The organism is Salinimicrobium marinum, assembly GCF_014651535.1.
Classification (GTDB): domain Bacteria; phylum Bacteroidota; class Bacteroidia; order Flavobacteriales; family Flavobacteriaceae; genus Salinimicrobium; species Salinimicrobium marinum.
The window spans coordinates 18,931-43,599 of sequence record NZ_BMXB01000002.1; the positions used below are offsets into that span (position 1 = coordinate 18,931).

17 protein-coding genes are annotated in these 24,669 nt (G+C 39.7%); 9 read left to right on the plus strand and 8 right to left on the minus strand.

Annotation, left to right across the window (positions count from 1 at the left end; all coding sequences use genetic code 11):
• Positions 1 to 26: 26 nt before the first annotated feature.
• On the minus strand, positions 27 to 2,243 hold the full coding sequence (locus IE056_RS04150; RefSeq protein ID WP_229793650.1) for a M3 family metallopeptidase: 2,217 nt from the start codon (positions 2,241 to 2,243) through the stop codon (positions 27 to 29).
• Between the two features lie 132 nt (positions 2,244 to 2,375).
• Here IE056_RS04150 and IE056_RS04155 point away from each other — a divergent pair, with 132 nt between their 5' ends.
• On the plus strand, positions 2,376 to 2,942 hold the full coding sequence (locus tag IE056_RS04155; RefSeq protein WP_189603430.1) for a TlpA family protein disulfide reductase: 567 nt from the start codon (positions 2,376 to 2,378) through the stop codon (positions 2,940 to 2,942).
• Positions 2,943 to 2,944: 2 nt separating this feature from the next.
• Here the strand turns inward: IE056_RS04155 and IE056_RS04160 are convergent, their stop codons facing one another.
• The 4 genes from IE056_RS04160 to IE056_RS04175 form a co-directional block, all read right to left on the minus strand.
• On the minus strand, positions 2,945 to 3,202 hold the full coding sequence (locus IE056_RS04160) for a hypothetical protein (RefSeq protein WP_189603431.1): 258 nt from the start codon (positions 3,200 to 3,202) through the stop codon (positions 2,945 to 2,947).
• Positions 3,203 to 3,317: 115 nt separating this feature from the next.
• The gene (locus IE056_RS04165; RefSeq protein WP_189603432.1) at positions 3,318 to 4,862 is read right to left on the minus strand and encodes a GH3 auxin-responsive promoter family protein; all 1,545 of its coding nucleotides are present in this window, start codon (positions 4,860 to 4,862) and stop codon (positions 3,318 to 3,320) included.
• A gap of 119 nt (positions 4,863 to 4,981) precedes the next feature.
• Positions 4,982 to 7,315, minus strand: coding sequence for an ATP-binding protein (locus IE056_RS04170; protein ID WP_189603433.1), 2,334 nt, complete (start codon positions 7,313 to 7,315; stop codon positions 4,982 to 4,984).
• 455 nt (positions 7,316 to 7,770) lie between these two features.
• On the minus strand, positions 7,771 to 9,120 hold the full coding sequence (locus IE056_RS04175; protein WP_189603434.1) for a DEAD/DEAH box helicase: 1,350 nt from the start codon (positions 9,118 to 9,120) through the stop codon (positions 7,771 to 7,773).
• Positions 9,121 to 9,245: 125 nt separating this feature from the next.
• Here IE056_RS04175 and IE056_RS04180 point away from each other — a divergent pair, with 125 nt between their 5' ends.
• The 7 genes from IE056_RS04180 (at position 9,246) to IE056_RS04210 (ending at position 20,351) form a co-directional block, all read left to right on the plus strand.
• Positions 9,246 to 9,785, plus strand: a complete 540-nt coding sequence (locus tag IE056_RS04180; protein WP_189603435.1) for an NADPH-dependent FMN reductase — start codon at positions 9,246 to 9,248, stop codon at positions 9,783 to 9,785.
• A complete protein-coding gene (locus IE056_RS04185) occupies positions 9,786 to 11,207 on the plus strand; it encodes an anthranilate synthase component I family protein (protein WP_189603436.1) in 1,422 nt (473 codons plus the stop codon).
• 66 nt (positions 11,208 to 11,273) lie between these two features.
• Positions 11,274 to 12,587, plus strand: coding sequence for a tRNA lysidine(34) synthetase TilS (tilS, locus tag IE056_RS04190; protein ID WP_189603437.1), 1,314 nt, complete (start codon positions 11,274 to 11,276; stop codon positions 12,585 to 12,587).
• Entirely contained in the window at positions 12,584 to 14,599 is a 2,016-nt protein-coding gene (locus IE056_RS04195; protein WP_189603438.1) for a protein-disulfide reductase DsbD family protein, read from the plus strand. The genes tilS and IE056_RS04195 overlap by 4 nt, the downstream gene beginning before the upstream one ends.
• A 72-nt stretch (positions 14,600 to 14,671) precedes the next feature.
• Positions 14,672 to 16,519 (plus strand): CocE/NonD family hydrolase, encoded by a 1,848-nt coding sequence (locus IE056_RS04200; protein ID WP_189603439.1) that lies wholly within the window; start codon positions 14,672 to 14,674, stop codon positions 16,517 to 16,519.
• A gap of 130 nt (positions 16,520 to 16,649) precedes the next feature.
• Positions 16,650 to 18,479 carry a DUF885 domain-containing protein gene (locus IE056_RS04205; protein WP_189603440.1) on the plus strand — a complete coding sequence of 610 codons (1,830 nt, stop codon included), beginning with the start codon at positions 16,650 to 16,652 and terminating at the stop codon, positions 18,477 to 18,479.
• Between the two features lie 195 nt (positions 18,480 to 18,674).
• Positions 18,675 to 20,351, plus strand: coding sequence for a sodium/sugar symporter (locus tag IE056_RS04210; protein WP_189603441.1), 1,677 nt, complete (start codon positions 18,675 to 18,677; stop codon positions 20,349 to 20,351).
• Between the two features lie 133 nt (positions 20,352 to 20,484).
• Here the strand turns inward: IE056_RS04210 and IE056_RS04215 are convergent, their stop codons facing one another.
• The 3 genes from IE056_RS04215 to galK are packed head-to-tail and all read right to left on the minus strand — an operon-like array spanning position 20,485 to position 23,780.
• Positions 20,485 to 21,510, minus strand: coding sequence for a LacI family DNA-binding transcriptional regulator (locus IE056_RS04215; protein WP_189603442.1), 1,026 nt, complete (start codon positions 21,508 to 21,510; stop codon positions 20,485 to 20,487).
• An 11-nt stretch (positions 21,511 to 21,521) separates the two neighbouring features.
• Complete coding sequence (locus IE056_RS04220) at positions 21,522 to 22,562, minus strand: UDP-glucose--hexose-1-phosphate uridylyltransferase (RefSeq protein WP_189603443.1); 1,041 nt, start codon at positions 22,560 to 22,562, stop codon at positions 21,522 to 21,524.
• 54 nt (positions 22,563 to 22,616) lie between these two features.
• A complete protein-coding gene (gene galK / locus IE056_RS04225; RefSeq protein WP_229793651.1) occupies positions 22,617 to 23,780 on the minus strand; it encodes a galactokinase in 1,164 nt (387 codons plus the stop codon).
• A 115-nt stretch (positions 23,781 to 23,895) separates the two neighbouring features.
• On the opposite strand from galK, the gene IE056_RS04230 reads away from it, so the two are divergent.
• Positions 23,896 to 24,600 carry an NUDIX hydrolase gene (locus IE056_RS04230; protein WP_189603444.1) on the plus strand — a complete coding sequence of 235 codons (705 nt, stop codon included), beginning with the start codon at positions 23,896 to 23,898 and terminating at the stop codon, positions 24,598 to 24,600.
• Positions 24,601 to 24,669: the final 69 nt, after the last annotated feature.

The window sequence follows — 24,669 nt, forward strand, 5'->3', positions numbered from 1 at the left end:
AGCCACCTTTTTTGTATCAAACAGATTTAATTCTGATTGTTTTCTTCAGATGGAACCGGAAAACCACGGTCTCTCATTAAGGCATCAATGTTGGCATCACGACCTCTAAACAACCTGTATGCTTCGGCTGGATCCATGGCATTACGGGGAGCAAAAAGATACTTAACCAGCCTCTCTGCCATTTCCTCATCATAGAATCCGCCCGGTGCTTCAGCAAAAGCCTCAGAAGCATCTGAGGTTAATACATCGGCCCAGAGGTATCCGTAATATCCGGTGGCATATCCTTCGCCCGAGAAAACATGTCCGAAGTGTGGCGTACGGTGACGCATCACAATTTGTGCAGGCATATTCAATTCTGTTAAAGTTTCTTCTTCAAAAGTATCCATATCGATATCATTAGGATCTGTGGTATGCAGTTTCATATCCATCAAAGCAGATGCAAGAAACTCGGTGGTCGCGAATCCCTGATTGAAAGTGGAAGCTTTTTTGATCTTTGCAACCAATTCTTTTGGAATAGGCTCTCCCGTTTCGTGATGCACAAGAAATTGATTAATCACTTCATCTGTAGACAACCAACGCTCCAGCAACTGTGACTGGAATTCGGTATAATCTCTTACTCCACTGTTTAAGGTCGGATATTTTACTTCAGAAGAGAAGAAGTGAAGAGCATGTCCAAATTCGTGGAAAAAGGTGGTGGCATCATCCCAGGAGATCAACGCAGGCTCACCCGGAGCCGGCTTTACGAAATTTGAGTTATTGGAAGCCAAAACAGTTTTTTCTTCGTCGATATTTGAATGGCTGCGGTACATGGTTGCCCATGCTCCCGAACGTTTTCCTTTGCGTGCGTAAGGATCTAAGTACCATAAGCCCACATGTTCTCCTGTATTTTTATTGGTCACTTCCCAAACATTCACATCCTCATGAAATACGGGCACGCTACCTTCTGGAACTGCTTCAAAACTATAATTGAACAGTTCTCCTGCAGTATAGAACAAAGCATTTGTAAGTTTATCCAGCTGTAAATACTGTTTTACTTGATCAGAATCCAGGTCGTACTTTTCTTTTCTTACTTTTTCTGCGTAGTAGCGGTAATCCCAGGGAGCTATAGTAATATCTTTTCCTTCGGCGTTGGCTACGGCTTGCATATCTGCTACTTCTTCTTCAACTCTTTTCAAGGCTGCCGGCCAAACGGCTTCCATTAGTTCCATCGCTCTTTGTGGAGTCTTGGCCATTCTGTTTTGTAAACGCCACTGTGCAAAATTATCATACCCAAGCAATTCTACCCGCTCATCACGCAGTTTCAGGATATCCTCAATGATTTCTTTGTTGTCAAATTCATCATTATTGTCACCACGAGAGTAATAATTTTCCCATACTTCTTTTCTCAATTCCCTTTCATCTGAAAATGTTAGAAAAGGATCCATGGAGGAACGGGTGTTGGAAATAGCATATTCTCCCGGTTTTCCTCTGTCGGCTGCAGCTTTTGCAGCGGCTTTTACAAAGGATTCTGGTAATCCACTTAATTGATCTTCTTTCAGGAAAACAGCGTAATTCTCTTCATCGGCCAAAACGTTGTTGGAAAACTGGGTGTAAAGCTGTGCCAGTTCCTTGTTGATTTGGGCGTATCTTTTTTTATCCTTTTCATTAAGGTCTGCACCTTCCATGGCAAATTCTTCATAGATGAGCTGTATCGTCCTTTGTTGCTCTGCATCTAAAGGATTTTCTAAAGAGTTTTCATACACAGTTTTTATCCGCTGGAATAATTTTTCATTTTGGGAGATTTTTGAAGAATATTCAGAGATCTTTGGTGAAAGTTCTTCTTGGATCTTTCTGAATTCGGGAGAGGAGACATTGCTGCTCCAGATTCCGTAGTACGTAAAAGCCCGGTTCAGAGGTTCGCCAGATTTTTCCATGGCAACAATGGTGTTCTCAAAAGTAGGGGCCGCAGGATTGTTTGCAATGCTTTCAATCTCTTGTAAATGCATTTCCATTCCCTTTTCTATGGCAGGGTAAAGATCTTCCAATTGCATTTCGTCAAAAGCAGGAATGCCTCCATAAGGGCCTTTCCATTCTTTTAATAAGTCGTTATTCATAGCATTTTCTTCAATCTGTGGGTTTTGTACAACAATAGACGGAACATCTTCCGTTGTTTCTGCTCTGTTACCAGATCCACAGCCCGTAACAGCAAAAATTGACACCAACCCTAAAGCAAGGGTCGCCGATCGATTTACAGTCATTTTCATATTTTAAAAATTTTTTTACAAGATACTAAAAAATGGCAGATTTGTTTTTACTGAAAGTATCCAAAAAGGCTCTTTAACCTTAGTATATTTGTATCTTAGAAGGTTTTTTTTATACCTGAAATTTTATTTTCTATGAAGTTTTTGAAAAGCCATTGGTCAAATATTGTATTTTTACTGATTATTTTACTGCTCATCATTCCACAAACCAGAAAACCCCTTCAGGTAGGTTTAAACCGGTTGATTTCTTTCAGCCCTTCTGAAGTTTCTGAAGAAAACAGAAATACACTATTCGATTATAACTGGCAGTTAAAGAAAATTGACGGAAATCCTGTCAATTTCAAAGAGGCAAAAGGGGAAGTAGTGATTCTTAACTTATGGGCTACCTGGTGTCCTCCCTGTATTGCGGAAATGCCGTCTTTTCAATCTCTTTATGACGATTATGGCGACAGGGTAAACTTTTATTTTGTTTCTGCTGAAGAAGCTGACAAGCTTGAGAAGTTCCTGGAAAAAAAGGAATATACATTTCCCGTACTTCAACCATCTTCCTCCATACCCGAACTGTTGGACAGCAACAGTCTTCCAACTACGTATGTGCTTTCCCGAAAAGGTGAAATTGTGATTGAAAAAACCGGAGCAGCCGACTGGAATTCTTCTTCTTTCCGGAAGCTTCTCGACGAGCTCCTGGCAGAACAACCTTAAAATTAATTCAGGCGTTTTACCTGAAGATCATTAATAGCTTCTTTTTCCATGTTTTCAATAGTGGATAGATCAAAGATCAGTAAAGTTGCTCCGGAATCCCTGCATTTTTTGATCGCTTTTTGTTGTTCAGGACGTGAATCTGAAGAAGAGAGGTCGTCATAGAATTCTTCAACAATTTCTCCATTTTCTGCATGTTTTCTCAGTTTTTCGAGTGCAGAACTGTCATTGGTGATACTGGAATGGTACAGGACGTATTTCATATCATGATTTTACTATGAATTTACGAATTCCTGTGTACCACGTCAAGGCTTTGGGATTATTTTGACATTGTTCCTTTTACCGAAATTTTTTGACAAAATTTAATGCTGGCGGGATTTAATTGTTTTTGACTTCCGGAGAAATATTTTTTCCAATCTCTATAAGTTCTTCTACAAGTCCGCGGCTATTGGAAAGACGCGGAATTTTATGCTGTCCACCCAGTTTTCCGTTCTTTCGTAACCATTCATAAAATGTTCCGGAAGGCATTTCCCGTACGACAGGAGGACCAATTGCGGTGTCATTTCTGCGCTTTTGTGCATAATCATCATTCAGCTCGGATAGTTCTTTGTCAAGAATAGTTGCAAACTCCTTGAGATCTTCAGGAGACTTTACAAACTCTACCAGCCACTCGTGATATCCCTTGGAACGGGTTTCATAGAAAAAAGGTGCAGCAGTGTAATCTTTAAGGATAGCTCCTGTTTTCTTGCAAACCACATCCAGTGCTTTTTCTGCATGTTCTGTGAATAGATCCTCTCCAAAAATATTGATACAATGTTTGGTTCTGCCACTAATAATAAACCTGTAAGGTGCGATACTGGTAAATTTTACTGTATCTCCAATTTTGTATCGCCACAAACCGGAGTTGGTGGAAATTACCATAGAATATTTTTTCCCTAACTCCACTTCACTTAACGGAAGAACCCTGGGATTTTCGCTGAGGTAATCTTTTTCAGGAATGAATTCATAGAAAATTCCGTAGTTGAGCATGAGCAACAAAGAAGGATCATCTGGTAGATCCTGCAATCCGAAAAAACCTTCTGTGGCATTATAAATTTCGAGATACCGCAGACTTTTATCTCTATCCAGTTTTTCAAACAATGGACGGTAAGGCAAAAAGGAAACGGCACCGTGAAAAAACACTTCCAGATTGGGCCAGATATCCTGAATATATTCTATTTTTTCCTCTTTAATAATATGCTGAAGTAATAACAACATCCACATGGGAGATCCTGCAAGACTGGTTACCTTTTCTTTACTGGTAATGGCCGCAATCTTTTTCATTTTCTCTTCCCAGTTGTTCATCATGGTTACCTCCAAGCCTGGGGTTCTTCCAAACTGTGCCCAGAAAGGAAGATTTTTCATCACTATTGCAGAGATGTTTGCCGTGTAAAAACCTTCATCCTTTCCGGTTAGTTTACTCTCCTGACTTCCGCCAATGGACAAATTTTTTCCGGAGAATAGTTTTGCATCGGGATAGTTACGAATATAAAGGGCCAGCATGTCTCTGCCTCCCTGGTAATGACACTGGTGAAGACCTTCAGAAGAAACAGGTACAACTTTACTTTTCACCCCGGTAGTTCCCGATGATTTTGCAAGAAACCTAATCCTTGTGGGCCAGAGCATATTCTGTTCTCCCTGCAGAAGCCTTGAAATATAAGGCATTAGATCTTCATAATCTATTACGGGGACCTGCTCCTGAAACTGGCGGTAATTCTTAATATCGGCAAATCTGTACTCCCGCCCGTATACAGTGTTCTTGGCTTTTTGCAGCAAATCGTTTAAAACTTCCTGCTGGGTTTCATGTGGGTTATTGATGGTTTGATCCAAACCTTCAAGCCTCATTTTCATGAAGCTATTTCCAATTGAGTCCACTAAGCCCATAGCTCTGTAGTTGGATTATTAAATAAAAATACTGCTTTCGCCAAAAAAGTCATACCAGAAAACCTCTTCAATTTTTGTTGTCGAAGATAATAATTAAACTCTTTTATTTCACAAGATGTTTAAGTTCTTTGAAAACTTTCATAACGGTGAAAGGTAAGGTGAAAACTCGTACCCTTATTAAGTTCGCTATCTACCAGTACTTTAGCGTCATGCTCTTCCAGAATACTTTTTACTGAATTTAACCCAATTCCCACCCCCTGCGGTTTCTGAGTATAGAATGCATCAAAGAGTTTGTCAATTTGGGTTTTTTCCATTCCACAGCCATTATCGGTAATTGTAAGAATGTGATCTTTGGAATTGCTGGTTATTTTTAGATGTAGAACGCCCTGATTAGGATTCATGGCTTCGCTGGCATTAATAATGATGTTTAAAAAGGCAATTTTTAATTTTTCGGGATCTCCCAGGATGTTGTACGTTCCGCTGTAATTTTTGCTAACCTTTATTCCTACAAGATGAATCCTGTCGTCGGCAGCTTTTAAAGCCTTCTCAAGGGTTGCAGCCAAACAGCATTTAATGGGGTGAAACTGGGAGTAATTCGAAGCGTTCAGCAAATCTGTTACCAATTTATTAAGGATGCCATTACTTCTTTTAATTATTCCAATATAGTTTTCCAGGTCGCCATTTTTCTGTTCTGCCAGTTTTTGGGTAAGAACATCTGCCGCCATCCCAATACTGGCCATGGGATTTCTAAGTTCGTGTGCCAAGGTTCTAGCAACTTCTCCTTTTATTGAAAGTTTTTCGGCATTAAGAAGCGCTTTTTGAGTTCTTTTTTGCTGTTCAATGTTTCGCAATAAGAGTATGTATTCACATACTTTACTTTCCTTATTTCTCATAAAAACCTTTCCCCGGCCATTGAACCATTCCCATTGATCTTCTTTGCTTTTAAACCGGAATTCAATATCCAGTATCTCTTTGTCTTTTGCTTTGGTTATTTTGGAATGGAAATCCAGCGCTTTTTCGCGGTCATGCGGGTGAATAAGAGGAAGAATTCCAGATAAGGGCATTCCGTCGATTTCTTTTTTCCTCCTTCCGGAATGTGGGGCCATATCCCTGTTGATGTAACGTACGTTTTCTTCCTGAAGGTTAAGGATCATAATGATATCCGGAGAGGTTTTCGCAATTTGTTTTTTGAACTGCACGTTTTCCTTTAAGCGCAGAGATTTCATTTTTCTACGCGAAATATCTTCCATAGAAGTTATAATGTATCCGTTTTCTCTTCTTGTAGTAATTCTGTACCATCTTTTTTGACCTCCTAGGGTTTCCTTCATTTCAAGTTCTTCAAAAATCCCACTAAGCATGCTGCGCTTCATCATGCTAAATACGCCGTTTTCTGTGGCTTTTGGATTTAATTTGAGAAAGCTGTTTCCAATGATGTTTTTGCCGATTTTATTCTTTATAAAGTCATTCGCTTTCATATAAAGGAAATCTTTCAAATCTCCATCGGGAGAATATTCAGGCTTTAAAACAGCAATTCCTATACTAGTTTTGTCAAAAATGGTTTTTAGCAGCTGATGATCTTCCTGATCTTCTGATGTCTCCGGAACAGTTTCTGAACACTCTTTTTTCAACTTCTCTGTCAGAAGCTTTTGATGAGTACTATCTTTAAAAAGTATGGCTATTTGTCCACCTTCGTCTTCTCCAAATGGAAAAGCATTGACGTGAAATCGTAACTGTCCCGGGCCGGATGTTTCAAACTGAATAGATTGACGGTCAATAGCAACTTTTCCAAAGATTTCATACATTTTATCTTCATAGCCATGTAAAAGCTGCTTCATGCTTCTTTCCTGAAGATGAGAAGCATTGATCTGTTCCTGAAAAGTCGGGTTCGCTTCCAGGATAATGCAATCTATCGGCTTATCCTGAAGGTCGAAAAGTACATCTGCAGTGCAAAATCCATCAGAAAGATTTTCCTGAAGGCTTCGGTTTTTTTTCAAACTCTTCTGAAGTGCCTCTTCCAAAGGAGGATTACCAATAGAATTTCTTTGTTTTTTTCTGGAAACCGGAATTTCTTTTGCAACTCCCATTACATGATTTTTTCCATTTTCTGTAGCATATAGCCTATGTCTGAAATGAAATTTTTTAATGATCCTGGAGCCTTGTTTAATGCGTACAGTGATATTTTTTATATCTTCTTCATCATGACACTTCACAGATTGTATGTGAAGGAGAAAGTCCTCATAATCATCAGGATGAATCAACCTGCTGAAATCCAAATTTTCCTTTCCAACACCCAAATAATTTCTGGCTGCGAGATTAGAAAAAGTAATCTCCAAAGAATCGGGATCTGTGACAAATAGTAGTAAAGGTAGTTCCTCCTGGTGGTTTCTACTGCCAAAAGACCGGTCTGCATCTTTTAAGAACTGTTCACGCACTAAGCTAGTACTTCTTTTCATAGATGGTTAGTTAAAGTGTCGTCCGAATAATCGCAACAATGGTCTCGAAAACTCTTGAAAGGGGGAACTATAAGTTAAAAATAATATAAAAAAGTTAATTTTTCACTTATTTTTTTGCCCTTTTATTCTAAGCATCAATATGTTATGTGGTGAAAATTTTTAAAAGATGAAGGTTCGTTAACCTATAGTCAGCTTAACGCCCTTGTAATGCTGATGAAATCAATTTTTAAATTCGAAAACTAATTTTTGAAAGAAGTTTTTAGCGTTATAGACTTTAACACTTTTAATCTAGAGTTAACATTACTTTGTGAGTAAAAATCTGATTTTATAACAGATAGTTTTAAAAATTTTGAACATATTTTGAGTTAGAGGTAGACGCTTCCTTTAAAAAAGAAGATTTTCTCCCGTAAAAATGATTTAAAATAGAGGAGAGTTCAATGGAGTTGCTTCAAAAATTACTTTCTCTTATTCTTATTGTAATTTTTATCACCCCTTGTTTTTGGCTTCTTATATTTCTTTTTGACCTCTCTTTTATAAGATCCTCCAAGATTTACCTTTTTGTTTTTTTCTTTCTTCTCATGAAAAGCGGGACCGGGAGCATCTTCATCTGTGAATTTTGAAGGATTATTTATCTCCATTCCTTTAGGTTGTTCTTCAGGAATTAATTCTTTAGAAATCTCTACTTCTTCGGGAAGAGTCTTTTTAGGAATTTCCATCTTCATGAGCGATTCGATCTTTCCGAGGCCTTCCTGTTCATTGGGAGTAGTAAGTAGAATAGAATATCCTTGCTTTTCAGCTCTTCCCGTTCTTCCTATACGGTGCATGTAGTTTTCAGGATAATCTGGAGTATCGAAATTGATGACATGGCTTATTTCATCTATATCGAGTCCGCGGGCCATCACATCTGTAGCGACCAGGATGCGGCAAAAACCATCCTCAAACTGGCGGATACTTCTTAACCTGTAATTCTGGGTTTTATTGGAGTGGATGATGGTACATTCCTCCGGGAAAGCCGTGTTCAGGTTTTCAAAAACCCTGTCTGCCATCTTTTTATTTCCGGCAAAGATCAACGCTTTATTAAATTGATCTTTGTCCTTTAAAAGTAATTTCAGCAGATTTATTTTGGTGTAAAAATTCGGAACTTCATAGCCTGATTGTTCTATGTTTTCCAGTGGAGTACCGCTGGCTGCTACCGAAATCTTCTCAGGTTGCCGGAAGTTTGTTTGTATTAGCTGCTCTACTTCCTCGGTCATGGTCGCAGAGAACATGATATTTTGCCTGTTTTGAGGTAAAAGTTCCATGATGTTGTTTAGCTGAAATCTAAATCCCAGGTCCAGCATCACATCTACTTCGTCAATAATTAGTTTCTGAATGGATTTTAATTGCAAATCCCTGTTGATCGTAAGATCATACAGCCTTCCGGGAGTAGCAACTATAATGTCCTGTCCCTGGGCTACCAGTTGTTTCTGGGTATTAATATTGGTACCGCCATAAACACCAAGGATACGGGCATTTATATACTTGGTAAGCTTTTCTAATTCTTCTACCACCTGGACGACCAGTTCCCGGGTAGGAACAATAATAAGGACGCGTGGATTCTGTTGCTCAGAATATGGTAGCATTCTAAGAACCGGAAGCGAATATGCCAGCGTTTTACCGGTACCGGTTTGTGCTATTCCAATAACATCCCTTCCGGACATGATGGTGGAAAAAGCCTGCTCCTGAATGGGAGTGGGGGTGGAAAATCCTAAATCTTCCAATGCATTCAATAAAGGGGTGTTCAAATTTAATTCCTGAAAAGTCACGCTGTCATATTTTTTGCAAAGGTAAACTTTAATTTTTGGCAGGACAATGCATTAGCCGGCCAGAAGGAAGATATGTGCCATTTATCCCCATCTGTTTCGTATTTTTGAAAAAAAATGTTCCACGAATGAAAAACATCTTAGCCTTTTCTGGCTCCAACAGCCCGACTTCTATAAACCATCAGTTAATATTAAATGTAACCCAACGGCTTCAGGAGCATAAGGTGGAAGTGCTGCAGCTAAGAGAGCTTAATATCCCTTTTTACAGCATAGTTCTTGAAAAAGAGGGGATTCCGCAGGATGTAAAGTTTCTATATGAAAAGATCCTGGAGAATGATGCGCTGGTGATTTCAGTAAATGAATATAATGCCAACGTGTCGGGGTTTTTCAAAAATGTGATCGACTGGCTCTCCCGGGTTGACAGAAAGTTTTTAACGGGTAAGAAAATTCTGTTGATGAGTGCGTCGCCTGGCGAACGGGGAGGAGCTGCTGCTTTGGAGTATGTTAAAAAACAATTTCCTCGATTTGGTGGGGAGATTATTCAGAGTTTCAGCTTTCCGCAGTTTTATGACAATGTGGATTCAGAAAGGAATCTAATTATTAATGAAATCCAGGAATTGGGAATAAAAGACGTGGTAAGCAGTTTTTCTCACGAAATTAATGAGTAATTGAGAACAGGAAAGAAGGTAGAAGTAAAGGATGTTTCCCGATTTAAAGAGCAACTGCTGCAGTGGGCGCAGCAATTTGGGGAAATAGTATGGCTGGACAGTAATAACTATAAAGACAAATATTCCGGCTATGACGCGATTCTGGCAGTGGAAGCTTTTACAGCCATTAAAACAGATTATCTCAATGCCTTCGATCAACTTCTGGAATACCAGACCTTGACCGCCGACTGGATCTTCGGATATTTATCCTACGACCTTAAAAATGGCACGGAAGAACTCACTTCTGAAAATTTCGATGGACTCCATTTTCCTGAAATGTATTTTTTTCAGCCTAAAAAGATCTTTCTACTGAAGGGTCACGAGGTTGAAATACAGTATTTAAGAATGGTGGATGATGAGATGGAAGAGGACTTGAAGGTGATTGAAAAAATTAAAGGAGCGAGGTTAGAGGTCAGAGAGAATTTAGACAAGAGAGAAGAGAATAAAGATACAATTCAAAATTATACAGGTGTTGAAAATCTAGAACTAAAAACTGAGAACTCAGAATCGAAAAAGCAAATTATTCAATCCATAAATTCCCAGATAAAATCGAGGCTTTCCCGAAAAACGTATCTGGAGAAAGTAAATAAAATGCTGTGGCACATTCAGCGGGGTGATATTTATGAAGCTAATTTTTGTCAGGAATTCTTTGTGGAAAATGCAACATTAGATCCGCTTCAAACCTTTGAAAGCCTGAACACTATTTCGAATCCGCCGTTTGCTGCATTTTTAAAACTGGAAAAACACTACCTTTTTTGCGCATCTCCCGAGAGGTATCTTCAGAAGCAAGGCAACAAGATCATTTCCCAGCCTATAAAAGGAACAGCAAGAAGAGCAGAAAATGCTGCTGAAGATGAGCAACTAATAACAGACCTTGGGAACGATCCTAAAGAACGATCTGAAAATGTAATGATCGTTGACCTGGTAAGAAATGATCTTTCAAAAACCGGAAAAAAAGGATCGGTGGAAGTAGAGGAGCTCTGCAAGATTTATACCTTCAGGCAGGTACATCAAATGATCTCCACCGTCACATCGCAGCTCGCGGAAGGAATCCCGGCTGTAGAAGTTTTAAGATCCACGTTTCCAATGGGAAGTATGACGGGTACACCAAAGATCTCTGCCTTGAAGATCATTGAGGAACTTGAAGAATCTAAAAGAGGCTTATACAGCGGTGCAGTTGGTTACTTTACACCGAAAAGTGATTTCGATTTTAATGTGGTGATAAGAAGTATTTTGTATAATAAAGAAGCGAAATATGCTTCCTTCTCTGTAGGAAGCGCAATTACCTCCAGATCTATTCCCGAAAAAGAATATGAAGAATGCCTATTGAAAGCAAAGGCAATGCGGGAAGTCTTAGAAAAACAGCTGGAAGAATCGAACTAAAATCAGCTCCCGAAAGCGCCTGGTCGATCATGGTTTCAAGAGCCTTTTTTCGTACATTTGCCGGCTATGTTAGAGGCTTTTAAAAATCATCTTCGGGAGCAGTTTCCGCCACTTCACAAAGCAAAATTATTAATTGCCATTAGTGGGGGAGTGGACAGCGTTGTGCTGACTCATTTGTGTAAAGAATCTGGCATGAGAATTTCCCTGGCGCATTGTAACTTTCACCTTAGAGGTGAAGAGAGTGATGGCGATGAACTGTTTGTTCAGGAATTTGCAGATGCGCTTGATCTGGAAGTATTTACAGAACATTTCGATACGGAAGCTTACGCGGAAGAATCTAAAACCTCGGTGCAAATGGCGGCCCGGGATCTGCGCTATCAGTGGTTCGGGGAGCTACAGAGAGATTTAAAGTTTGATTATTTGCTTACTGCTCACCATTCCAATGATGACCTGGAAACTTTTATGATCAACTTCATCAGGGGAACCGGATTGGACGGATTAACCGGAATCCCGGAATCAAATGACGGAATTTTACGGCCTTTACTTCCTTTTTCCAGAAAGGAAATTGAGGATTATGCCCATAAAAATCATCTTAAATGGAGAGAAGACAGTAGTAATTTGTCCACAAAATACCTTCGGAATAGGATTCGCCATGAGATCATTCCAGGGCTGGAAGAATTGAATCCGCAGCTGCTGCAGAGTTTTAAGAAGACGCAGCAACACCTGAAGGAAAGTGCCTTATTGGTAGAAGATTATATTTCTGCCATTTTCCCTAAAATTGCGAAAAAAAACCAGGATGGCTACAGCTTTAATATTAAACTACTCAAAACTATCCCCAATACAAAAGCCATTTTATACGAGCTTTTCAAACCTTTTGGGTTTACAGAATGGAATGATGTCCTGCACCTTTTAGACGCCCAGGCAGGAAAGATTGTTTATTCAAAAACACATCGATTAGTAAAAGACAGGGAAAAACTGCTTCTTACCACGATTCCTTCAGAAGAAGATAATTTTAAGTTTGAAATTTCAGAAGAAGAGGCGGTTTTAATGCTTCCGGTGGGAACTTTTCACCTGGAAACGGTTGAAACAATTTCCGAAGCAAATCAAAACGAAATATTTGTAGATAAAAACAAGCTGGATTTTCCATTGATTGTAAGAAAGTGGCAAAAAGGCGACTATTTTTATCCGTTTGGGATGGAGGGTAAGAAGAAGCTGAGCAAATTTTTCAAGGACAATAAATTATCTTTGCCCCAGAAGGAAAACAGCCGGATTTTATCCTCAAATGATAAAGTTGTTTGGGTAATTGGCCACCGGGCAGATGCACGATTTGCCGTGGATCAATCTACTTCCAAAATTTTAAAAATAACCTACACACCATGAGATTATTACTGTTTTTTGCCTTTTTTGGCATTTCTTTTTTTACTGCTTCTGCACAGATTTTTGATAATGAAAATTTTGGAAATTCCAGTATTGAGAATCCTATTGAGTGGGAGGCTTCGATGGAAAAAGAAAACGACAGTATCTACGAGCTTGTTTTTAAAGCCACTCTAGAGCCGGGCTGGCACTTATATTCGCAGGAGGAGGCCGATATTGAAATTGCACCAATTCCTACAGAGTTCACCTATAACACCTCTTCAGATACTTATGAACTGATTGGAGAAACCGAAGAGCCTGACTCCGAGCCTTATTTCGATCAGGTCTTTGAAGCCAATATTACATATTTTGAAGATGAAGCTACTTTTCGACAGAAAATAAAAGTCTTGAATCCTGTAGATTCTGAAATGGAAATAACCGCTGAAGTTTATTTTTCTGTGTGTGATGATGAAAAATGTCTTCCACCCGAAACAGAGAGATTTACTTTTTCCCTGGCGGGCAATGAAGTTACCGAAGGTTTTGCAGATCTTGAAGTAGCCGGTAAAGACCTTGAGTTGACAAAAAATCTGAATATCAATCTACAGGGAACATCCAATTATGAGATAGAAAAAGAGGAGGAAAGTGGTTACTGGAATATCTTTTTTCTTGGCTTTGTAGGAGGATTGATCGCCTTGCTAACACCTTGTGTTTTCCCGATGATCCCTTTGACGGTCTCTTTTTTTACCAAGGGTGCCAAGAACGCCAAAAGAGGGTTGATTAATGCTATCATGTATGGCATTTTTATCTTTTTGATCTATCTTTTACTTAGTTTGCCGTTCCATTTGCTGGACTCTGTGAATCCAGAGATCCTCAATAACATATCTTCCAATGCCACATTAAACCTTATCTTTTTTGTCATTTTCATCGTATTTGCATTTTCCTTTTTTGGGTATTATGAAATTACATTGCCTAATTCCTGGAGCAGTAAAATGGATGATAAGGCTTCCAGTTTTGGAGGTTTGATCGGGATCTTTTTTATGGCGTTGACCTTGGCAATCGTCTCGTTTTCCTGTACCGGACCAATTCTTGGCTCTTTGCTGGGAGGCTCTTTGACGAGCGACGGGGGTGCAACGCAGCTGTCGTTCGGTATGGGGGGATTTGGACTCGCACTGGCGCTTCCGTTTGCCCTGTTTGCGCTTTTCCCAAACTGGCTTAATTCCCTTCCCAAAAGTGGTGGATGGTTGAATACGGTAAAAGTGGTGCTTGGATTTATTGAACTGGCGCTTGCTTTCAAATTCCTTTCAAATGCAGATCTGGTTCAACATTGGGATCTTCTTAAAAGGGAAATCTTTATTGGAATATGGATTGCAATCGGTATTGCCATGATCCTTTATTTATTCGGAATAATCCGTTTTCCCCACGATGGACCTAAAACCAGGCTGAATAAAGGGCGACTTTTCTTCGGAATAATTACGCTCGCTTTTGTGGTTTATTTGATCCCGGGGGTTACCAATACCAGCTATGCGAACCTGAGATTGTTAAGCGGATTTCCACCACCATTGTACTATAGTGTCTATGAAAAAGATACCGAAGGTCCATTGGGGCTAAAAGCTTATAAAGATTTTGATGAAGGAGTGGCGGCAGCCGAAGCCCAGAATAAGCCGATCTTACTCGATTTCACCGGATTTACCTGTGTTAATTGTAGAAAAATGGAAGAACAGGTGTGGAGTGATCCCGAAGTTTTTGAAACCATTAGGGATGAATACATTCTAATTTCCCTTTATGTGGATGACCGGGAAGAACTTTCAGAAAAAGATCAGTTTAACTACCAGAGACCTTCCGGAGGGATCAAAAAGATTGAAACCGTTGGTGATAAATGGGCGACTTTTCAAACCCTGAATTTCAGGAATAATTCTCAGCCTTATTACGTGTTGCTCGATAGTGAAATGAATCTTTTGAGCGAACCGGTAGGATATACTCCCAATGCAGAAGAATACGCTGCGTGGCTTGAAACAGGACTAACTAATTTCTCGGAGTAACTGAACGGAATCTTTTAGTGGCGCTTTTTGCGGGAATTTCTATCTTTAGGGATTTTTAAACAAATCCACGGTATGAAAATATTCAGAAAAACGTTTTTCTTCATCTGTTTTTTAACAGCTGTATCTGTATTTCCACAAACAACCTTAGATTATGATGTTTCAGAACATTATACCAAGCAGGAAGTGGAAATCACCATGCGTGATGGCATAAAGCTTCACACAACTATTTACTCTCCCAAAGACACTTCCAGGGAATATCCCCTGATCATGTCCCGCACGCCCTATAGTTCCAGACCATACGGCGAAGACCAGTTTCGGTCAAAAATTGGTCCCAATGAATACCTGATGAAGGAAGGTAATATTATAGTTTATCAGGATGTACGCGGGAGATGGATGAGTGAAGGTACTTACGATAATATGCGGCCATTCAATCCGGATAAATCTGGAAAAGAAGTAGATGAGGCCAGTGATACATACGATACGATCGAATGGCTGGTGAATAATGTAGAAAACAATAACGGAAGAGTAGGAGTATGGGGAATTTCCTACCCCGGATTTTACTCTACCTATTCTTTGCTAAGCTCACATCCTGCGCTTAAGGCAGTATCACCACAGGCACCCATCGGAGATTTTTTCTTTGACGACTTTCACCACAATGGAGCTTATTTATTGAGTTACTGGAGAGCCACGGCACTATTTGGATATGAAAAAGAGGAGCCAACCACCGAAGCCTGGTATACTTTACCCGAACTGGGGACCCAGGATCAATATCAGTTTTTTCTGGATGCAGGTCCATTGAGTAATCTCGATAAGTATTACGGGGAAGACAATGTTTTCTGGCAGCAGCTCAAGGAACATCCCAATTATGATGATTTCTGGCAAAAAAGAGGAATTATTCAGCATTTGGATAATGTGGAACCAGCGGTAATGGTAGTGGGTGGATTATTTGATGCCGAGGATCTATACGGCCCATTTGAGACTTATAAAGCCATTGAAAAGTCTGGCAACAATTACAGTATGCTGGTTATGGGACCCTGGAGCCATGGGGACTGGGCGCGGCAAAATGAGCGGCAGGCTGTAGGCAATGTGTATTTTGGAGATAATCTTTCTGAACATTTTCAGCAGGATGTGGAAACAAAGTTTTTCAATCAATTTCTGAAGGGGAGCGGAGATAAATCTGTAGGCTTACCCGAAGCTTATATGTACGATACAGGTCTTAGAACCTGGAAGTCTTATGAAGCATGGCCTCCCAAAGAAACTACAAAAAGATCCTTTTTCCTGAATGATGATCAGGAGCTAGCAGAAGAAGCCGGGACGGAAGCAGAAGAATTTGTAAGTGATCCTAAGAAGCCGGTTCCTTATTCTGAAGACGTCAAAATGGTTTTTACTCCGAGAAAATACATGACCGATGACCAACGGTTTGCTGCCCGTCGACCTGATGTGTTGGTATATGAAACGGAAGTTTTAAAGGAAGATATTACCCTGTCTGGAGAAGTTTTGGCAAAGCTACAGGTTGCAACTACCGGAACTGCGGCAGACTGGGTAGTGAAAATTGTGGATGTATATCCTCCCGATGCCGAAGATTTTGAAGAAACCCAGGACCATCTTAAAATGAGCAATTACCACATGATGGTGCGCAGTGAGGTGATGAGAGGAAGATTCAGAAATAGCTTTTCTGAACCGGAACCATTTGTACCGAATGAAAAAACAGCTGTGAATATTAAACTTCAGGATGTGCATCATACGTTCAAAAAGGGCCATAAACTACAAATTCAGGTTCAGAGCACCTGGTTCCCATTGATCGACCTTAATCCGCAGACTTATGTGGATAATATATTTGAAGCAGAAGAGAAAGATTTTCAGAAGCAGACCCATAAGGTCTTTCATGATTCCGAAATAGAATTTACTGTACTGGAATAATTATGATGATCTATAGAAAAAAACATGTATTTCATTTATTTAAGAAGTGAAGTAAATGCTGCTGCGTGTTTTTTTCTTAATTTCACCTACTGAAAATGTCTCCGCATTTCTTTTTAACATCATTTCTTCTATGAAAAAGATTTTTCATTTAACCTTTTATATAATTTTTCTTGCTTTTAGTGTTATCGGTTGTAAAAATTCTGAAGAAAATACGCCATCTTCAGCAGATGCTGCTTCAGAATCTGAAAAGCTGACATCTTTTTTTGAACATGAATTTCAACGGGACCTGGAAGATTCGCCCATGTTGCAGACAAGACTGGGAATAAAAACCAGTTATGACAGCTGGGATAGTTTTTCTCACCTGCGGCATGCAAAAGAGCTTGAAAAAGCTAAAAAAAGATTATCATTTTTAAAAGATTCGGTAAATGCAGGCCTGCTGAATGAGCAGGATGCTTTGAGTTATAAGCTTTACCGACAAAAATTAGAAAATGAAATTGAAGATTATGATTTCCGGTTTTATAATTATCCCGTAAATCAAATGTTTGGCGTACATGCAGAAATTCCAGCATTTTTGATCAATATGCACAGGATCGATTCGGTTTCCGATGCAAAAGCCTACATAGCGAGAATGGAAAAGCTTCCGGCACTGTTTAAAGATGTGGCAGAAGCAATGCAGCTAAGGGAATTTAACCAGATCATGCCGCCCAAATTTGTCTATGATCATACGATAGAAGCCTCCCGAAATGTGATTACCGGAAAACCATTTCAGAAATCAACCGATGCCAGTGCTTTGCTGGTAGATTTCAAGCAAAAAGTAGAAGACCTTGATATTTCTTCCGAAGAGAAGGATGCGCTTATGAACAGGGCTCAGGAGGTAATGATCAACTCTGTGCAACCGGCTTATGAAATTATCATTGCCGCCCTTGAAGATCAACGCCAGCGTGCGACCAATGAAGCCGGAGCATGGAAATTCCCCAAGGGAAAAGCATTTTATAATAATGCTCTAAAAAGGATCACTACCACAGATCTTACTGCAGACGAGATCCATGAATTAGGGTTAAGTGAAGTTGCCAGGATCCACAGAGAAATGGAAGCCATTATGGAAGAAGTGGAATTTGAAGGATCCCTGCAGGATTTTTTCCATTTTATGCGTACCGATGAACAATTCTATTATAAAAATACTCCGGAAGGAAAAGAAAAATATCTTACAGAGGCCACGGGATTAATTAATACCATGAAAGACCGGTTGGAGGAATTATTCCTGACTTTACCTGAAGCCGATATACAGGTCAAAGCAGTGGAACCTTTCAGGGAAAAAAGCGCCGGAAAAGCTTTTTATTCCGCACCTGCGATAGATGGAACAAGGCCGGGTATTTATTATGCCAATTTGTACGACATGGAAGCCATGCCTACCTATCAAATGGAAGCACTGGCGTATCACGAAGGGATTCCCGGGCACCACATGCAAATTGCCATTAGCCAGGAACTGGAAGATATTCCCATGTTTCGAAAAATGAGTTTTTACACTGCTTATGTGGAGGGCTGGGGACTCTACAGTGAAATATTGCCAAAGGAAATCGGGTTTTATGAAGATCCTTATTCAGATTTTGGAAGGCTGGCCATGGAACTTTGGCGTTCCATAAGACTGGTAGTTGATACCGGGATTCATGCCAGGAAATGGACCCGTGAAGAAGCGATTGAATACTACACAAAGAATTCACCCAATGCCGAAAGTGATGCAGTAAAAATGGTTGAGCGGCATATCGTTATGCCTGGACAGGCTACGGCTTATAAGGTGGGGATGAATAAAATCCTGGAATTAAGGGAGAAAGCAAAGAAAGAGCTGGGAGATGATTTCGACATCAGGAAATTTCATGATGTGATATTACTTGACGGTGCTCTTCCTTTGAATTTGCTGGAAGAGAAGGTGAATGACTGGATAGCTGAAGAAAAAAATTAAAGATTTTTTTCTGCAGAAAGTTATAAGCGTAAGGAATACGTTTATATTATTTTTTATTTATATTTAGCAAAGTTTTAAGAAATCTTTTCTGGTTCTGAATCAGATAATTTCTTGCTATACCGATTTTAAAGCTGTTCTGACTTTACTTCTGAAGATCAGGATGTTAGTATTCATAGATTAAATTAGCTTCTAGTTATGGAATTTGGATTTTGGGACATTTTTATTTTTGCGACCTACGCATTAATGATCATCGGAATTGGATTATGGGTTTCCCGCGGAAAGGGAGAAACATCTGAAGATTATTTTCTTGCCAGTAAATCACTGCCCTGGTGGGCCATTGGTACTTCCCTGATTGCCGCGAATATTTCGGCAGAACAGTTTATCGGGATGTCCGGGTCCGGCTTTGCGATTGGGCTGGCAATTGCCTCTTACGAATGGATGGCGGCTATTACCCTGATTATCGTAGGGAAATATTTCCTCCCGGTTTTTATTGAAAAAGGATTGTATACCATTCCGGAGTTTATTGAAGTGAGGTATGGGACCAATCTAAAAACCATTTTGGCGGTTTTCTGGATTGCCTTATTTATTTTCGTAAACTTAACCTCAGTATTATATTTAGGAGCAACCGCTTTAGATACTATTATTGGTGGTGGGGATGGTTCCCTCTTTATGTACTCCATTGTAGGGCTGGCGCTGTTTGCAGCGGCATATTCGCTTTACGGCGGACTTTCGGCAGTAGCATGGACAGATGTGGTACAGGTGGTACTTCTTATAGTAGGTGGTCTTATAACCACTTTTATTGCTCTTACCTACGTTTCTGAAGATGGAGGAATTATTTCCGGACTGGTTCATATCTACGAGGTAGTTCCCGGGAAATTTTCCATGATCCTCGAAAAAGGGGAATTAATGACGCCCAACGGAGCAGATGCCTGGTGGGATCTACCTGGGCTGGCGGTTCTAATAGGAGGAATGTGGGTTGCCAACCTTTATTACTGGGGGTTTAATCAATATATCATTCAGCGGACACTAGCTGCAAAAAGTCTACAGGAATCTCAAAAAGGGATCATTCTTGCCGGATTTTTAAAGTTGATCATTCCGTTGATCGTGGTAATTCCTGGGATCATCGCTTTTGTGCTGAATACCGATGTAGATGGAAATATCACTCAGGCTGCAACAGATCCTTCTTTCATTGCCGAAGGAGGCAGGATTATCAATGACAACGCTTTCCCGTGGTTAATCAAAGAATTCATACCAACAGGTGTAAAAGGATTGATTCTGGCAGCTCTGGCAGCCGCTATTGTGTCTTCTATCGCATCGATGCTAAACTCTACCGCGACTATTTTTACCATGGATATTTATAAACCATACCTTCAAAAAGGAAATTCAGAAAAAGGTTTGGTGAAAGTAGGACGAATTTCTGCTACGGTAGCACTGGTTATTGCCGTTTTACTTGCTCCGCAGTTGAGAAATCTTGGTCAGGTATTTCAGTATATCCAGGAATATACCGGAATTGTGAGTCCGGGAATTCTGGCGGTATTCATTCTGGGGCTTTTCTGGAGAAAAACCACCAATTCCTCTGCTATATGGGGGGTTTTAGCTTCCATACCAATTGCATTGTATTTCAAAGTCGGTCCGCAGGGCTGGGTAGATAGTCCGTTATTTGTGGAGATTCCGTTCATGCATCAAATGATGATCACCTGGGTGTTGACCATGCTTATTATGGTAGTGATTAGCCTTATTGAAGGAAAAGGTAAAAATCAGGAGAAATCTATTGTTATCACTAAAGACCTGTTTAAAACCACACCGGCATTTAATATTGGAAGTGTTGCAATTGTCCTTATAGTTGCAATGCTATATGCCTTATTCTGGTAGTAGAATGTTCCGCTAGGAATGATTCAAATGATATCAAAAAGCAGTCTTTATGGCTGCTTTTTTATTTAACAAAGGAACGGTTTTATATATCTTCTGAAATTTCCCGCGGACCACTTTTAAAACTTTCGGAGTATTACTTCTGAAGGGCAAGAGATTGTCGGGTAGAATTACGGTGAAGGATGGAAGTCTTGATAATCCTGTGGACAGGCTCTGCCGCAATCGTTTTCTGAATACGACCAATAATTAGCTCTACTGCAGTGCGACCCTGTTCTTCGGCGTATTGTTCCACTGTGGTAAGGGAAGGAATAAAATTTTCGCCCAGCACTCCGTTTGTAAACCCAATGACCGATAAATCTTCCGGAATCCTGTAGCCGTGATTCAGCGCCGTTTTCATGGCAGAAATTGCCGAAAGTTCATCGGCTGCCACAATTCCATCAACGTTAGACTTTTTTAGAACTTTCAGCAGGTTTTCTTCAAAGTAAGTATAGTCTTTGATGTGAAGAATCTCGGGCTTTGACCTTAACTCTTTCATTGCTGAAGTATAGCCTATTTGTCTTTGCTTATCTACACTGGTATCATAAATGGTGGAGAGGTAAATGATATTTTTACAACCTGAATTATGGAGTTCCATGGCGGCTTTGTGAGTGATCTCCCTGTCATTTACAGTAATTTTATCACAAACCAGGGTATCTGAAACCCTGTCAAATAAAACGATTGGAATTCCGTAGTCAAATACCTTTTTAAAATGGTCATAACTTTCTGTAGCCTGCGTTTCTCTCGCTAACGACATAATAATGCCGTCAACATTGGTATTTACTAGAATGTTAAGGCTTTCGGTTTCCTTTTGAACCGATTCGTTGGAAATACAAATAATGATCTTGTAGCCAAGGCTGCTGGCCATCGTTTCGATACCATGGAGGCTTTTGGCAAAAAACTGGGAAAGGACTTCAGGAATTATCACCCCTAAAGTCTTCGTCTTTTTGCCCTTCAGGCTTTGGGCCAGTTCATTGGGAACATAGTTGTTGGCCAGTGCAACTTCTTTGACCCTTGCTTTTGTATCAGGGTTGATTTCGGAACTGTCATTCAGCGCTTTTGATACCGTTGAAATTGACACATTCAGGATCTTTGCGAGCTCTTTTAAGGTTGTTTTACGTTCCATAACCGTGATATTTATGATTTGCTGTAATGCGTTTCAGGAAGCTGTCGCAAGGTATCCGCGGCCTGTTCTGCAGTAATATCCCTTTGTGGACCTGCAAACATCTCATATCCTACCATAAATTTTTTGACGGTGGCAGAACGTAATAACGGCGGATAAAAAGACATGTGGAAATGCCATTCCGGATACTCTTTTCCATCTGTTGGAGCTTGGTGAATTCCTGAAGAATAAGGAAAGGAAGTTCCAAACAGGTTGTCATACATGATGGTTTGTTTCTTGATAATCTCTGCAAAAGCTTTTTCCTCTTCCGCATTTAACTGGCCGATATGCTGATAATGCTTTTTTGGCAGGATCATTACTTCATAAGGCCAAACGGCCCAATAAGGAATAAGGGCCACAAAATGTTCATTCTCAAGAAGGATTCTTTCCTTTAGTTCCAGCTCCTGTTCCAGATATTTTGACAGCATGCTGGTTTTATTCTTCTCCCAGTAATCTTTAAGATGTTTTGTTTTCTTTTGGATTTCTGTAGGGATAGAAAGCTGTGACCAAATCTGTCCATGAGGATGCGGATTGCTACAGCCCATGATTGCTCCTTTATTCTCGAAGATCTGGACATAATTAATATCTTCTGTTTCCCCCAGTTCTTTATATTCTTTTTTCCACATTTGCACCACTTTGGTGATCTCTTCCACTTCCATAAGTGGGAGGGTCAGGGAATGATCGGGAGAAAAACATACTACTTTACATATACCTTTTTCGGTTTCTGCAATGAGCAGTCCGTCGTGTTTTTCAACTTTTGGACTATCCGGTAACAGAGCAGAAAAATCATTTACAAAGCTAAAAGGTTCTTTATATTCAGGATTTTTTTCTCCGCTCGAGCGAGTATTTCCGGGGCATAGATAACAGGAAGGATCATAAGTTTCCCTTTCAACTGCACCGCTTTTTTCAGTTTTTCCCTGCCAGGGACGTTTAGTTCGGTGAGGAGAAACCAGGATCCATTCGCCGGTTAAGATGTTATATCTTCTATGCGGAATACTATTAATATCTTCGCTCATTATTTTAAATTATATTGGAAATTTAACTCTTTTTTTATAGAAAATTCAGGCCTTTCATTTCTTTTCTTCCACGATCGTGCCTTCGCTGGGAACGACGGTAATTGCATCTAATTCAATATTGAACTTTTCTTTGTAAGCTTTTGAAACCTCCTGTACATAGCCGGAAATTTCATTTTCTTCAATGATATTAATGGTGCAACCTCCAAAACCACCACCCATCATTCGGGAGCCATAAATAAATTCCTTATTCCGGGAATGGTCCACCAGGAAATCAAGTTCAGCACAACTTACCTCATAATGATGTTGTAAACCTTCATGAGACTGATACATTAATTTTCCGAATACCTCTATATTTCCTGATTTTATAGCTTCTGTTGCTTTTATGACCCTTTCATTTTCTTTTAGTACATAAAAACTGCGCTGGTAATTTTTTTCCGGAAGCTCATGCTTGGTCTTTTCTAGTATCTCAAAGTTTACATCTCGTAAAGAGTGAACTTCGGGATAGCTTTTTTGAATAATTTTTACTGCTTCTTCGCATTCCCTTCGGCGGGTATTGTATTCTCCTTCAGCAAGATTGTGTTCTACATTGGTATTCAGCAGTAAGATCTTACAGTTTTTAAAATCTGCCGGAATAAATTCGGCTTTCAGCGACTTGCAATCTAATAGGATCAGATGTCCTTTTTTGCTCATTACAGATGCATACTGATCCATTATTCCGCAGTTGGATCCTACAAAGTTGTTTTCAGCACTTTGAGATAATTTAACCAGTTCCAGTGGTTCAAGGCCAAGGGAGAAAAGTTCATTCAGCCCCGTAGCGAGTCCGCATTCCAGTGCTGCGGAAGAACTGATTCCTGCTCCAATGGGAAGTTCACTTTTGATGATACAGTCAAATCCGTCAATTGTTTTTCCTCTCTTCTGAATTTCATCGACTACTCCGAAAATATAATTTTTCCAGGAAGCTTCACTTTTTGAAAGATCCTGCGGATCAAATTCCGTATAGGTTTTAAAAGTTTCACTGTAGATACGGCATTTATTACTGTAGTTATTTTTCCGGAATTCAAAATAAATCTTCCGGTCTATTGCCGTTGGTAATACAAAGCCATTATTATAATCTGTGTGTTCTCCTATAAGATTGATCCTTCCGGGGGAGGAGACAGAAAGTTCACTGGTAAAATCGTTCAGCATTTGGGTTTGTGGAGATATGGAATTATTTCTCAAAAGATAAAAATTTTAATTCTTCAAATATAATAAACGTAAATTATACATTAATCTTAAATTTCCCAAAAATATAATGTTTCTTTATATTTAACACTTCAAATCATATATCCCGCAAATGGTAGATTTTACAGAAGATTTATATGTTCCGAAAGAAAGAATGTACGTCGCGACAGATTGTATCATTTTTGGTTTTGACTCTGGAAATCTTAAATTATTGATTTTTAAAAGACGAGTAAAACCATTGTTGGGAGAATGGTCTCTGATTGGGAGCTTCGTTAAGCTCAACGAGGATGTTGAAGAGGCGGCACAGCGGGTGCTGAAAGAGATCACCGGTCTGGAGAACGTTTTTATGGAAGAGCTGAAAACCTACGGAAATGCCGACAGAGATCCGGGATTTCGATGTGTTTCAATAGGGCAGTATGCTTTGATTAGGATCAATGACTACGATAAGGAGCTGGTAGAAAAACATGGAGCCCATTGGCATGATATCAGTGAAGTTCCAGATCTTGTACTCGACCATAACCAGATGGTACAGGACGCGCTGGCCAGAATCAGACGAAAAGCCAGGTATAAACCTATAGGGTTTGAACTACTGCCGGAGAAATTTACAATTCCGCAGTTGCAGCGCTTATACGAGGCTATTTATCAAAAGGAGCTGGACTCCAGAAACTTCCGGAAGAAGGTACTCTCTTTGAACGTTCTGATCAAGTTAGATGAAAAGGATAAAACCACATCCCGTCGTGGTGCTTTTCTTTATAAATTTGACAATAAAAGGTATCAGGAGTTATTGAAGTCCGGATACAATTTTGAGATTTCCTGAAAAACTCCAGATGAACATAACAGCGCAAAAGTTTTATTAAAATAATTAATGGAATTATTTGTTTCCTAA

What these genes read in the sequence shown, in the direction of transcription:
- IE056_RS04165 (WP_189603432.1), bottom strand. Translation starts at nt 4,862, where the DNA reads ATGGGCTTAGTGGACTCAATTGGAAATAGCTTCATGAAAATGAGGCTT.
- IE056_RS04160 (WP_189603431.1), bottom strand. Translation starts at nt 3,202, where the DNA reads ATGAAATACGTCCTGTACCATTCCAGTATCACCAATGACAGTTCTGCA.
- IE056_RS04150 (WP_229793650.1), bottom strand. Translation starts at nt 2,243, where the DNA reads ATGAAAATGACTGTAAATCGATCGGCGACCCTTGCTTTAGGGTTGGTG.
- tilS (WP_189603437.1), top strand. Translation starts at nt 11,274, where the DNA reads ATGTTAGAGGCTTTTAAAAATCATCTTCGGGAGCAGTTTCCGCCACTT.
- IE056_RS04200 (WP_189603439.1), top strand. Translation starts at nt 14,672, where the DNA reads ATGAAAATATTCAGAAAAACGTTTTTCTTCATCTGTTTTTTAACAGCT.
- IE056_RS04205 (WP_189603440.1), top strand. Translation starts at nt 16,650, where the DNA reads ATGAAAAAGATTTTTCATTTAACCTTTTATATAATTTTTCTTGCTTTT.
- IE056_RS04180 (WP_189603435.1), top strand. Translation starts at nt 9,246, where the DNA reads ATGAAAAACATCTTAGCCTTTTCTGGCTCCAACAGCCCGACTTCTATA.
- IE056_RS04230 (WP_189603444.1), top strand. Translation starts at nt 23,896, where the DNA reads ATGGTAGATTTTACAGAAGATTTATATGTTCCGAAAGAAAGAATGTAC.
- IE056_RS04155 (WP_189603430.1), top strand. Translation starts at nt 2,376, where the DNA reads ATGAAGTTTTTGAAAAGCCATTGGTCAAATATTGTATTTTTACTGATT.
- IE056_RS04195 (WP_189603438.1), top strand. Translation starts at nt 12,584, where the DNA reads ATGAGATTATTACTGTTTTTTGCCTTTTTTGGCATTTCTTTTTTTACT.
- IE056_RS04170 (WP_189603433.1), bottom strand. Translation starts at nt 7,315, where the DNA reads ATGAAAAGAAGTACTAGCTTAGTGCGTGAACAGTTCTTAAAAGATGCA.
- IE056_RS04210 (WP_189603441.1), top strand. Translation starts at nt 18,675, where the DNA reads ATGGAATTTGGATTTTGGGACATTTTTATTTTTGCGACCTACGCATTA.
- IE056_RS04220 (WP_189603443.1), bottom strand. Translation starts at nt 22,562, where the DNA reads ATGAGCGAAGATATTAATAGTATTCCGCATAGAAGATATAACATCTTA.
- IE056_RS04215 (WP_189603442.1), bottom strand. Translation starts at nt 21,510, where the DNA reads ATGGAACGTAAAACAACCTTAAAAGAGCTCGCAAAGATCCTGAATGTG.